The following is a 12,647-nucleotide window of genomic DNA, read 5'->3' as shown; positions in this document are numbered from 1 at the left end:
TATAAAAAAAACATAAATTTAATATACAACCAAAAGTAATTTTTTAAACCTTTGTAATCATTGTATAAAGATTTAACTATAAAAAAAATAAAAATGAAAGTAGCAGTTGTAGGAGCTACCGGAATGGTAGGTAATGTAATGTTGCAAGTATTAGCTGAGCGTAACTTTCCTGTAACAGAATTAATTCCTGTTGCATCTGAACGTTCAGTAGGTAAATTAATGTCTTATCAAGGAAAAGAATATTCAGTAGTTAATTTGGCTACTGCTGTTGAAATGAAACCTGATGTAGCTTTGTTTTCAGCAGGAGGTTCTACTTCTTTAGAATGGGCACCTAAGTTTGCTGAAGCTGGAACAACGGTAATTGATAATTCATCAGCATGGAGAATGGATCCAACCAAAAAGTTAGTGGTTCCTGAAATTAATGGAGATGTTTTAACAAGTGATGATAAAATTATTGCTAACCCTAATTGTTCTACAATTCAGTTGGTAATGGCTTTAGCTCCATTGCATAAAGAATATAAAATGAAACGAGTTGTAATTTCAACCTACCAATCAGTTTCTGGAACAGGAGTTAAAGCGGTTCAGCAATTAGATAATGAAGAAGCTGGAGTTGAAGGAGAAATGGCATACCCACATCCAATAGGTAGAAATGCATTACCACACTGTGATATTTTCTTAGAAAATGGTTATACTAAGGAAGAAATGAAGTTAGTAAAAGAACCTAAAAAGATTTTAAGAGACGATTCATTTTCTGTTACAGCAACTGCGGTAAGAATTCCAACTGCTGGGGGACATTCGGAATCTGTAAATGTTCAATTTGAAAACGATTTTGAACTTGAAAAAGTATTAGATATTTTAGGGAAAACCGATGGAGTAGTAGTGCAAGATAATGTGCAAGAAAATGTATATCCAATGCCTATTTTAGCTAATAATAAAGATGAGGTTTTTGTTGGTAGAATTAGAAGAGACGAATCTCAGTCAAATACATTAAATATGTGGATTGTAGCTGATAATTTACGTAAAGGGGCAGCTACAAATACTGTTCAGATTGCTGAATATCTAGTAGAAAAAAATATTTTAAAAGGAAACGTTTTAGCTTAAAAAACAAATAGCTTTTAATTATAAAACTCCCGAGTTTATTATAAACTCGGGAGTTTTATTTAGTTACTTTTGTTATATGGATAAAACTCAAATTATAAATAATACAATAGATTTTGTTAAAGAATCATTAAAAGGAGCAGAAGGAGGTCATGATTATTTTCATGTTGAAAGAGTGTATAGAAATTCACTCCTAATAGCTAAAACTGAAGAGGTAGATGAATTTGTTGTGAGTTTAGGAGCTTTGTTGCATGATATAGCAGATAGTAAATTTTATAATGGTGATGAAACAAAAGGTCCCAAAAAAGCAAGGCAATTTTTACTGTCAGAGGGAGTAGAGAATGAGGTAATTGTACATGTAGAGAAAATTATAGTTAATATTTCATTTAAAGGTGGAAACTTTGAGCAAAATTTTAGGTCAAAAGAATTGGATGTAATACAAGATGCAGATAGATTGGATGCTATAGGAGCTATTGGAATAGCTAGATGCTTTAATTATGGTGGGTTTAAAAATAGAGAGCTATATAATCCTGGTATAGAACCCAATTTATCAATGTCTAAGGAAGAGTATAAAAAATCTAAGGCGCCAACTATCAATCATTTTTATGAGAAGTTACTTTTGTTAAAAGACAGAATGAATACGGTAACAGGAAAACAAATTGCAAAAGCAAGGCATAACTATATGGAAGAGTTTTTGAATCAGTTTTATGCTGAATGGAATGGAAAATTATAAATACATATACTATATTAACATTATATTGTATTATATAATCTATATCTAATGTATTGTTTTGTTGATCAGTAATTTAGCTTTATATTTGAAGTGTAAAAGTTTAACATTCCCCTTGATATTACAATTTTTACAATTCCCTTAAATTAAATGGCATCTAGTTAGCAAACACTTAGATGCTATTTTTGTTTTCAGCCATTTTTATAAAAACAACCTTATTGATATAATATTACCTTTATATTGTATAATATATGCTTGTTTAAGTAATTATTGTATTTGAATGAAAAAATAATTGTATATTAGAATTGTAATTAATTTACATCCCCTTAATACTGTAAGTTTTACAATTCCCTTAAATTAAGAATGGCATCTAGTAAGCAAACACTTAGATGCTATTTTTGTATTTACTCTTTAATAAAATCATATTTCAACCTACTTTTGCATTTATACAGTGATTTAAAATGTGTTAATATACTATATTATCATAAAAGTATACTATATATACATTATATGTGATTTTTGTATAGCTGTTTAAATTTAAAATGTATATTTAGCTAGTTGAGATTAATTAAATAAATTTCGACAATTTTTATTTTTTTCCCTTAAGTTAAAGTAGCATCTAGTAAAATTCCTAGATGCTGTTTTTTTTATGATAACCTTCTTAAATGTTTTTCTATTTGAAAAATGTTTAGTTCCCTGGGAAGTTTGGTTTTCTCTTTTCTAAAAAGGCAGTAGTTCCCTCTTTAAAATCATTTGTGCCAAAGCAGTTTCCAAATTCAGTAATTTCAGTTTGGAAGCCATTAATTCCTTCTTTAAAATTGTCATTAATTGCTTTAATAGCGCTGCTAATAGCAACAGAGGAATTTCTCATTATTTTTTGAGCTAATTTTTCAGCTAAAGGTAATAATTCGTTTAACGGGGTAACATAATTAACAAGTTTTAACTCTTTACTCTCATTTGCATCAATCATTCCAGCAGTCATAATTAATTCCATAGCTTTCCCTTTTCCTACCAGTTGAGGAAGTCGTTGTGTTCCACCATATCCAGGAATAACGCCTAAAGAAACCTCTGGTAATCCCATTTTAGCATTATCAGAAGCAATTCTAAAATGACAAGCCATGGCTAACTCTAAGCCTCCACCTAGTGCAAACCCATTAATAGCAGCAATAACAGGAGTAGATAAGTTTTCAATAAAATCAAAAAGTATTTCTTGACCCTTTTGAGCTAATTGTCCACCTTCATTTATGGAAAAATGAGCAAACTCTGAAATATCTGCTCCAGCTACAAAAGCTTTTTCACCACTACCAGTTATAATAATTACTTTGGTGTTTGTATCATTATTTAAAGCTTGAAAAGCTTTGTGTAGTTCCTCAATAGTTGCTTTGTTTAAAGCATTTAATTTTTTAGGGCGGTTAATAGTTATAGTAGCTAACCCGTTTTTTTGGTCAATTAAAATATTATCAAAATCCATGTTTCTATTCTTTATAATCTATTTGTTGTTGTAGTGTTATATTTTAGGTAAAATAACCGTAAAAACAGTACCAATACCTTCTGTTGATGAAAAACTAATTGTACCATCATAAGTTTCAATTATGTTTTTTATCATGGCTAACCCTAAGCCCATGCCGCTTGTTTTGGTTGTAAATTTAGGTTCAAAAATTAAATCTTTGTTCTTTTCTATAATGCCTTTTCCATTGTCAGAAACAGTGATTTTTACATTACTATTTTCTGAAGCTACTTTAACTTCTATTCTTGGCTGTGTGCCATCTTTTTTCATAGCTTGTGTAGCATTTTTAACTAAATTGGTAACAATACGTATAAGTTGAGTTTTATCTAAGTTTGCATAAAGCTCATTTTCTTTAGGGATATAATAAATATAATCTTCGGTAAAAATATCCAAAGCATGTTTTACAACCTCTACTACGTCTAACTTTTCTCTACGTTGTGTAGGCATTTTAGCAAAGTCAGAAAAGGCAGAAGCAATGGAACTCATTACATCGATTTGTTGAATAAGTGTCTGACTATATTCAGACATTTTTTCTCGGATATTAGGATCATCTGGGTTAAATCTTCGATCAAAGCTTTGTACAGAAAGACGCATTGGTGTTAGCGGATTCTTAATTTCATGAGCTACTTGTTTAGCCATTTCTTTCCATGCTTGCTCGCGTTCGCTTCTAGCTAATCTTACAGCACTATTTTCAAGCTGATCAATCATATTGTTGTAAGCATCAACTAATGAATTTATTTCAGCACTAGCAGAGCCTAAAGTTATTTTTTCATTTCGTTTATTTAAACGTGTTTCTTTAATTTTTTCCGAAATAGTTTGAATAGATCTTGTGATATAACTAGATAGAAAATAAGCTAAAATAATGGCAAGAATAAACATTAAAAAATAAACAATAGATAGGCGAGACATGAACTCTTCTAGTTCTTTTTTCTGATCTTCATTGTCTTGGGCAATTTGAAGTTCTAGAATACCTATTCGCTTAAATCTAGGGTCATTAATATAGGTATAAGATGATTGGTAAGTGACTCCTTTTTCTGTTCTGCTTTTTAAAATTCTATGATTAGAATTGTTAGCTAACTCCTTAATTGTTTCTTTGGGTAAAGGCTCTTCTTTGGCTTTATCAAAATTATAAGGAATGGATGATTTTAATAGCGTACCATTCATGTCATACATAGAAATAGTTAGTTTATGTACAGTGGCTATTTCATATATTCTATCCTGAAAAATTTTAGATAAATTCTCCGTAGTTACAGCGTAAGTAGTTTTGCGCTTTAATTCTATTTCAATATTATGTTTGGTAGCATCTTCTTTTCTTCCAAAACGTTGAATATTATATTCTTTTGTTTGTTCATCATACTGGTAAATAGTTACAGAAACAATAAGAACAGAAGCCAATAATATTAACAATATCATTGACAAGAATATTCGAATGCGGAGTGATATATTGTTAACGTTTATCAATTTGTAGTAGTTATTCTTTTGGATTTCATAAGTAATTTATCATCAAATTCTCCATCATTGTCCCAATCATAAATAACTTTACCTTCAAATCCTTCTTTGGTTTTTGTAATTAAATACCAAGCTTGTACTTGTTTTCCTATATAAGGATAGTCTACATACAAACTATCTCCTTTGGTTTTCCATGTACCATTGGTAACTCCAGACTTTTTACCATCAGGTTGCAAAAACCATGCAGAAAACGTACCATCTTCTTTATAGGTAGATTGTGCTTTTCCAGAATTAGGATTACTAAAGTCATCTTCAAAAACTTGTAAACTATCTGTTTTATTAACAGTTGGCATTTCTATTTTAATATAGGATGTTTCCCAGTTACCAACCATATAATTTTTTAGTAGTGCTTTAGGTATGTTATTTTTTTCTGTGTTTTTTTCAACTTTCTTTTCTTGTTTACAGGCTATAGCAAGTAAACACACACAAATAATAAGAGAAATATTTTTAAACATTATGATTTGATTTTGTCTTCTTTTGAATGTAAAAGACGTGTTAGTTTAATGGATAAATCTAATAAAATTATTTTTGCATTTCCATTACGCTCAATATGGTATTGTGCTTCTCCAATTTCTTTTTCAATAGTGAGTATGTTGCCGCTATGCACAAAAGGGGCAAATTTAGCTAATTGAAAGTTAGGGGTTTTTGTTTCTAAAAAAACCAAATCAGGAGTCCCATAATTTAATAGCAAAGCTTGCCTGAAAAATTGTAAACAGTACTGTAAAAATTGTTTTTGAGTTTCTCTACCAGTACTAGCAATAGTTTCAGACCATTTTATTAAGTCTTGTATTACAGTAGCATTTCCTTTTGCTTTAAAAGCACTTCGAATCCAAGTAATAAACCATTCTTCAAAAATAATATCATTAGAATTATTATGAAGCAGTTGTACTGCTTTGTTATAGTTTCCTTCAGCCTGATGAGCTATTCTAGTAGCTTCTCCTTCATTAGTACTTTCCCTTTTTAATAAAGTTTCAATAATATCTTGTTCACTTAAAGAAGGAAAATGTAAAGCTTGGCATCTAGATTTTATCGTGTTTATTATTTGGCCTTCATCTTCAGTAACTAATATGAAAATAGTTTTACTTGGAGGTTCTTCTATTAATTTTAATAATTTATTAGAAGCGGCAATATTCATTTTTTCCGCCATCCAAACAATCATTATTTTAAAACCTCCCTCGTAAGATTTTAACTGTAGTTTTTTTACAACATCTTCAGCTTCATCAACTCCAATTTGTCCCTGTTTATTTTCAACCCCAATATGTTGAAGCCAATTGAATAAGTTTCCATAAGGATACTTGTTAATAAACTGACGCCACTCTTCTAAAAATAGATTGCTAACAGGGTGTTTTTTAACAGTATCGGTGGTAGTTACAGGAAAAGCAAAGTGTAAGTCTGGATGTTGTAATTTATTACACTTAATTACACAGGCTTCTTGATTGTTAGAAAAGCTGCAAAGTAAATGTTGTGCGTAAGCTATAGCCATAGGTAAGGTTCCTGAACCTTCTTTGCCTATAAATAATTGAGCATGCGGAATTCTTCCGTTTTCAGTAGATTTTTTTAAGTGTTTTTTTATATGTTCTTGTCCAATAATATCCTCAAATGTCATACTACAAATATACTATTTCAGTAAAAGCAAACAATGTTAACATGGTGGAGAAAGTTATAAAGTATTTATTCTAGTTTAGAACGGTTCTATTTTAGTATATTTGCAAGCTAACATACACTTAATTTATTGAGTACAATTGCATCATTACAAATAGGGGAAAAGGGAGTTGTATCAGAAGAAAGCTTAGATAGAATACCTTTAAAATTACTGGAAATGGGATGTTTACCTGGGGCAGAAGTAGAATTAATACAAGTTGCTCCATTGAATGATCCTTTATATATATGCGTTAATGGAAGTTATTTGGCCATTAGAAAAAAAACAGCTGCAAATATCCAATTAATTAAAGTTTAATTATGAGTAAAAAAATTAATGTAGCTTTAATAGGAAATCCAAATACAGGAAAAACATCATTGTTTAATCAATTAACAGGATTGAATCAAAAAGTAGGAAACTACCCTGGTGTTACAGTTGATAAAAAACAAGGAAAATGTAAGCTTTTTGATGATAAAATAGCCTCTGTAGTAGATTTACCAGGAACTTATAGTATCAATCCAACTTCATTAGATGAAAGTATGGTAATCAGATCAGTAGTAGCCACTGAGGATTTACCAGATGTAATTATTGTAGTTGCAGAAGTAGAGAATTTAAAAAGGAATCTATTACTTTTTACGCAAGTTCAAGATTTAGGATTACCAACCATTTTGGCAGTAAACATGTCAGATCAAATGGAACGCAAGGGAATAAGAATTGATGTTGAAAAATTATCAGCTAAATTAAATACAGAAGTAGTTTTAATTTCTGCTAGAGCTGGAAAAGGCATTGATGAGCTTAAAAAACAAATAGCAGATTATTCAAAAATAGAAGTTACAAAAGATTTTAATTCAATTACGTCAAAGATTGATAATTCGTACTTTGAATCATTAAAAACTGTTACAGATCGTTATTCTTTATATAAAACATGGTTAATGCTTACGCAAAACCAAGTCTCTTTGTTGACAAAGGAGGAAAAAGAGAAGCTTTCTACTTTTAAGAACGATGTATCTACCTTAAAAAAATACCAGCACAAAGAAACTATTTATCGTTATCAGTACATTAATGAAGTTTTAAAAGAGACATATATTGTTGATAAAACTAAAGCTACTGATGTGCGAAGTAAGTTGGATAAAATATTTACACATAAGGTATTTGGTTATGTCATATTCTTTGGGCTCTTATTGTTAATGTTTCAATCTATTTTTGAATGGGCTTCTGCTCCTATGGATTTTATAGATGGAACATTTGCTAATATCTCTGAGTATGTAAAAACAATACTTCCAGAAGGGAAATTAACAGATTTACTAACAGATGGAGTAATTCCAGGTATTGGTGGGGTTGTTATTTTTATTCCTCAAATAGCTATTTTATTTTTATTTATCGCCATTTTAGAAGAAACAGGTTACATGAGTCGTGTAGTGTTTTTAATGGATAAAATAATGAGGCGTTTTGGAATGAGTGGAAAAAGTGTGATTCCGTTAATATCAGGAACAGCTTGTGCTATTCCAGCAGTTATGGCTACTCGTACTATTACTAGTTGGAAAGAGCGTTTAATAACTATTTTAGTAACACCTTTTACCACTTGTTCGGCACGATTGCCAGTATATGCTATTTTAATAGCTTTGATAATACCTGATAGAAAATTATTTGGTTTTTTAAGTTTACAAGGGGTTACCTTGTTAAGTTTGTATTTGTTAGGTTTTATAGCAGCAGTAGGTTCAGCGTATGTTCTACATAAAATGTTAAAAATTAAAAGCACTTCATTTTTTGTAGTAGAAATGCCTAATTATAAAGTGCCTTCTGTAAAAAATGTAGGATTAGAGGTCTTAGAAAAAACAAAAGCATTTATTTTAGGTGCTGGACAAATTATATTAGCAATATCAATAGTATTGTGGTTTTTAGCATCTCATGGACCAACATCTTATAATAATGTAGAAAAAGAATTAACGGAAGCCACTACCAATCTTACAGGTACTGAGTTAGACCAAAAAATAGCATCTGTAAAGCTAGAAAAATCGTATATTGGAATAATGGGTAAAACTATTGAGCCAATAGTAACACCATTAGGATACGATTGGAAAATAGGAATAGGTTTAATAGCTTCTTTTGCTGCACGTGAAGTTTTTGTAGGTACGTTAGCTACTATTTATAGCGTTGAAAATAACGATGAAGATACTACTACAATTAAACAAAAAATGGCTTCTGAAGTAAATGCAGTAACAGGAGGAAAACGATTTAATTTTCCTACTGGGATTTCATTACTATTATTTTATGCTTTTGCTATGCAGTGCATGGCTACTTTGGCAATAGTTAAAAGGGAAACTAAAAGTTGGAAATGGCCAATGATTCAACTTGTAGGTATGGGGTTATTGGCATATGTTAGTGCGTTGTTATCTTATCAAATATTAAGTTAATGCAAGAGATTATAGCTTATAGTATTGTTTTGTTGGCAGTGTTTTTCTTGGTGAAGAAGTTTTTTTTACCTTCTAAAAAGAAAAATGGCTGCGATACAAATTGTAATTGTTAAGGATTTATTTTATAAATAATCACATATAGACAGGTTTACAACAATAAGTAGACCTGTTTTTTTATGTTGAATGTTGTACAATAAATTTTCGTTTTTATTTTTTGATTGTACACAGCTGTACAAACTTTTTTTCTGAATTTTTTTTCTTGTACAGTATGGTGTTTTAAAAGTAAAAACCTAGGAATTACGTACAGAATTAAGGTAAATGATTAAAAAAGAGGCTGAAAAAGTTGTTGAAATAAAAAAAGAAACTAAATTTGCCTAAAAATATTAGAGAAGAATTTAAAATAAACGATTGCTAATTTAATCACAATTTTTTATGAAAAAAACATTGTTATGCATTTACGCAATGCTATTAGGCGTAGTAGGTTATGCACAAAAACAAGGAGATATTCCACAACTCCCTAATTTAATACCTCCTTCACCCACGGCTTATGAGCTAGGAAAGTACGGAGAAGTACAAGTAGGTCATTTTACGGGAACCGTCCAACCCAGCGTTCCTTTAACCGTTTATAAAACCAATAATTTACAAGTACCTATTAGCTTAAGTTATAACGCAAGTGGTATTAAGGTAGACCAATTAACAAGTAATGTTGGTTTAGGTTGGAGTTTAAATATTGGCGGAGTTATTTCAAGAACGGTAAGAGGAAAGCCAGATGAAAATAGAACGTCAAAAATACCCGAAAGTGTAATTGGAAACTATGCAGATAGAGAAACTATCCGTTATTTTGAATCTTTTGCTATTACTAATAATAGAGAAAATCTAAAAGATACTTCAATTGATGTTTTTAATTACAACTTCTTAGGACATTCGGGGCAATTTATACTTGACAATGATAAAAACATTGTACCCCTAATACCTAAGGGGTTTCAAATTGAAATGACTAATGACGGATTTACAATTACAGATACATTAGGAGTACTATATTATTTTACTGTTTTTGAAAAAACAGCAAATAGAACCTACGGACAAGGACATAATGTAGAAAGTTTGCCAGCAAAAACAGCTTGGTATCTAACTAAAATTACTCACCCAAAAGGAGATGAAATTTATTTGACTTATGAATCAGATGCCTATACTTATGACTCTAACAAAGCACAATCTTTAACTGTTTTAGAACCATTTTATCAAGTAGATTGCAAAGGTAGTATTTTAGGCTCTAATGCAGAAATAAGTAGAGTATCTACCACTATGATACGTGTTATTGGAGGGAAAAAACTAAAACGTATTACTAATAATAATGACAATACTACTTTAGTTATAAAGTACAAAAACAACCCAGATGTTGGTATAACTAATCTAGTAGATGAAATTACATTAAGTAAAGAATCAGAAATAGAAGCTTTTACATTAAAGCATTTAATAACGGATAAAAATAGAGTTTTTTTAGAAGAAGTAATTTATAAAGATCCTTCTAAAAAATATGTATTCCAATACAAAACCCCTGAATTATTACCTGAACGTATGTCGTTTAGCCAAGATCATTGGGGGTATTACAATGGTAAAAACAATTTGTATTTTTTTCCAAACCCATCAAAAACAGAAACATTTTCTACCGCTTTAAGTGTTCAAAATATAGGAGCAGATAAAGAAATTGACCCTATAGTGTGTCAATATGGTATATTAGAAGAAATAGAATACCCCACAAAAGGAATTAGTAAATTTACTTATGAAAACCATTCAAGAACTGTAGTAAAAGATGTGTACCCTGATAAAACACTAGTATCAATAAGCTCAGGCGATTTTCCTGGTCCTCCGCCTCCTGGAGGTACTACTTTAGACGGTATACAAATTGATGAATCAGGAGAAATAACCACACCTAATTATGAGCAAGACATTGTTATTAACGCTTACGTAAGTTTAGATGATTTTTCAGAGAGTTGTAGAAATAAAAGTATTCCTCCCCATAGAGTAAGTGCCAATTTTAGTGTTTATAATGTTAATAAATCACAATTAGAACAATTGTATGTTAAGAGTGTTGCGGGCTTAACATCAATAGGTACAGGTGCTACAATTGCTCCAAATAGATTCCACAAAACATTTTATATCAAGCTAGATGCAAATACTACCTACAGGTTCTCACTCAATGGAGGAGATTGTGTAATTGCTGGTGCTAGTTTTTTATTTCATAAAGAAAAGCCAATACCTGAAACTATTGAAAAAACAGATCTTATTGGTGGATTACGAATAAAAAAGAAAGAGAATATACCAAATGTAGGAAAAACAGAAACTATAAGATATTACTATGGTGATTTGAATAACTTAAACAAATCATCAGGTTTTAATTATCGTTCGCCTTGGTATGTTTCTAATCTTGTAAGTACTACACCATGTCAAGAAGGGATTCCTATCTCAGGATTTTATAATTATTACACTCACAAATCACTAACTTCTTCTAGCTTACGGAATTTATACGAGTCATCCTCAGCCTTTAATACCAATTATAAATATGTAACAGTAAGCTATGGTGGAGATAATTTTGAAAAAGGAGGTGAACAATATGAATATTTTGTTAAACCAGATACTCCTCCAGCTATAGTTTACGGCTCAATAATAGAAAATAGTCCTTTTGATAATTTTGGATGGGATAATGGTTTATTAAAAAGGAAAACCCTATTAAAAAAGAAAGAAGATACTTTTATTAAAGTACAAGAAGTTACCAACCAATATAAAAGAGATAATAGGTTTAATGATGTTGTTTATGGTTATACAATTAAAAGGGTTTACGAATTAGGAACCATATTTACAAGACCAGATTTACGTAACCTATCTAATTTAGATGTTATGGAAACAAGGTATAGAACAAACTGGTTCTATATGGATAGAAGTGAACAAAAGCTATACGATGACAATGGAGAAAACCCCATAACAAGCAGCACCAACTATTTTTATGACAATGACCAACATTTACAACTTACACGTACCGAAACTACTGATAGTAATGGTTTGGTGTTAAAAACCAAAACCTATTATCCTGATGATGTGACAAGTACTTCTTCATTAAGGCATGACAATTTAACTATTGCAGAAAAAGCCGCTATAGATCAGTTAAAAACCCAAAACCGTATTGCAGAACCTGTGCAGGTAGAAAGCTATAAAAACAATGTGTTACAATCTACCCAACGTACCAATTACAAAAACTTTGGAGGTTTGTATTTACCAGAATTTGTACAAACGGCAAAAGGGGTATCAGGATTGGAAGACCGTGTAGTATATCATGACTATGACAATAAAGGAAATCCAGTAGAAGTAAGTAAAAAAGACGGGACAAAAATCTATTACGTTTGGGGCTATCAGCAAACCCAACCCATTGCAAAAATAGAAGGATATGGCAGTATTACTAGCGCACAACAAACTGCGATAAACAATGCCATTACAGCCTCGAATAATGATGTTTCAGAAGCAACTGAAAATACATTAAGAACACGTTTACAAACCTTACGAAACAGCTTTGCCAATGAAGCTACGCAGGTAACTACCTTTACCTACAATCCATTAGTAGGTGTTACCAGTGTTACCGATCCAAGAGGAATTACCATGTATTATGAGTACGATGCTTTTAACCGTTTGCACTTGGTTAAAAATTCAGACGGACATATTGTAAAAGAAAATGAGTATCACTATAAAAACTAAGCG

The 12,647-nt window shown here is 30.7% G+C and carries 9 protein-coding genes; 5 read left to right on the top strand and 4 right to left on the bottom strand.

Annotated elements, in window-relative coordinates:
* Positions 1 to 93: 93 nt before the first annotated feature.
* Both ABNT65_RS13920 and ABNT65_RS13915 read left to right on the top strand, forming a co-directional pair.
* A complete protein-coding gene (locus ABNT65_RS13920; RefSeq protein ID WP_348703326.1) occupies positions 94 to 1,101 on the top strand; it encodes an aspartate-semialdehyde dehydrogenase in 1,008 nt (335 codons plus the stop codon).
* Positions 1,102 to 1,177: 76 nt separating this feature from the next.
* The gene (locus ABNT65_RS13915; protein WP_348746096.1) at positions 1,178 to 1,831 is read left to right on the top strand and encodes an HD domain-containing protein; all 654 of its coding nucleotides are present in this window, start codon (positions 1,178 to 1,180) and stop codon (positions 1,829 to 1,831) included.
* Between the two features lie 685 nt (positions 1,832 to 2,516).
* Here ABNT65_RS13915 and ABNT65_RS13910 read toward each other — a convergent pair.
* Genes ABNT65_RS13910 through ABNT65_RS13895 form a run of 4 tightly spaced genes read right to left on the bottom strand, consistent with a single transcriptional unit; the run spans position 2,517 to position 6,450 of the window.
* The gene (locus ABNT65_RS13910) at positions 2,517 to 3,299 is read right to left on the bottom strand and encodes an enoyl-CoA hydratase/isomerase family protein (RefSeq protein WP_348737529.1); all 783 of its coding nucleotides are present in this window, start codon (positions 3,297 to 3,299) and stop codon (positions 2,517 to 2,519) included.
* A gap of 36 nt (positions 3,300 to 3,335) precedes the next feature.
* Positions 3,336 to 4,748, bottom strand: a complete 1,413-nt coding sequence (locus ABNT65_RS13905; protein ID WP_348703329.1) for a sensor histidine kinase — start codon at positions 4,746 to 4,748, stop codon at positions 3,336 to 3,338.
* Between the two features lie 44 nt (positions 4,749 to 4,792).
* Positions 4,793 to 5,299, bottom strand: a complete 507-nt coding sequence (locus tag ABNT65_RS13900) for a hypothetical protein (RefSeq protein ID WP_348703330.1) — start codon at positions 5,297 to 5,299, stop codon at positions 4,793 to 4,795.
* The gene (locus ABNT65_RS13895) at positions 5,299 to 6,450 is read right to left on the bottom strand and encodes a DNA polymerase III subunit delta' (protein ID WP_348737527.1); all 1,152 of its coding nucleotides are present in this window, start codon (positions 6,448 to 6,450) and stop codon (positions 5,299 to 5,301) included. The genes ABNT65_RS13900 and ABNT65_RS13895 overlap by 1 nt, the downstream gene beginning before the upstream one ends.
* 126 nt (positions 6,451 to 6,576) lie before the next feature.
* On the opposite strand from ABNT65_RS13895, the gene ABNT65_RS13890 reads away from it, so the two are divergent.
* The 3 genes from ABNT65_RS13890 (at position 6,577) to ABNT65_RS13875 (ending at position 12,644) form a co-directional block, all read left to right on the top strand.
* A complete protein-coding gene (locus ABNT65_RS13890; protein WP_348703333.1) occupies positions 6,577 to 6,801 on the top strand; it encodes a FeoA family protein in 225 nt (74 codons plus the stop codon).
* Between the two features lie 2 nt (positions 6,802 to 6,803).
* Positions 6,804 to 8,897: a ferrous iron transport protein B gene (gene feoB / locus ABNT65_RS13885; protein WP_348737525.1), complete on the top strand. Its 2,094-nt coding sequence runs from the start codon at positions 6,804 to 6,806 to the stop codon at positions 8,895 to 8,897.
* A 432-nt stretch (positions 8,898 to 9,329) separates the two neighbouring features.
* A complete protein-coding gene (locus ABNT65_RS13875; RefSeq protein ID WP_348746095.1) occupies positions 9,330 to 12,644 on the top strand; it encodes a hypothetical protein in 3,315 nt (1,104 codons plus the stop codon).
* The last annotated feature ends 3 nt before the right edge of the window (positions 12,645 to 12,647 follow it).

It is taken from the genome of Tenacibaculum sp. 190524A02b (assembly GCF_964036645.1).
Classification (GTDB): domain Bacteria; phylum Bacteroidota; class Bacteroidia; order Flavobacteriales; family Flavobacteriaceae; genus Polaribacter; species Polaribacter vairaonense.
The sequence above is the reverse complement of the archived record's forward strand: the minus strand, read 5'-3'. Positions and strand labels throughout refer to the sequence as shown.

Coding starts and splice junctions, on each gene's coding strand:
- ABNT65_RS13920 (WP_348703326.1), top strand. CDS start 94: ATGAAAGTAGCAGTTGTAGGAGCTACCGGAATGGTAGGTAATGTAATG.
- ABNT65_RS13915 (WP_348746096.1), top strand. CDS start 1,178: ATGGATAAAACTCAAATTATAAATAATACAATAGATTTTGTTAAAGAA.
- ABNT65_RS13910 (WP_348737529.1), bottom strand. CDS start 3,299: ATGGATTTTGATAATATTTTAATTGACCAAAAAAACGGGTTAGCTACT.
- ABNT65_RS13905 (WP_348703329.1), bottom strand. CDS start 4,748: ATGATATTGTTAATATTATTGGCTTCTGTTCTTATTGTTTCTGTAACT.
- ABNT65_RS13900 (WP_348703330.1), bottom strand. CDS start 5,299: ATGTTTAAAAATATTTCTCTTATTATTTGTGTGTGTTTACTTGCTATA.
- ABNT65_RS13895 (WP_348737527.1), bottom strand. CDS start 6,450: ATGACATTTGAGGATATTATTGGACAAGAACATATAAAAAAACACTTA.
- feoB (WP_348737525.1), top strand. CDS start 6,804: ATGAGTAAAAAAATTAATGTAGCTTTAATAGGAAATCCAAATACAGGA.
- ABNT65_RS13875 (WP_348746095.1), top strand. CDS start 9,330: ATGAAAAAAACATTGTTATGCATTTACGCAATGCTATTAGGCGTAGTA.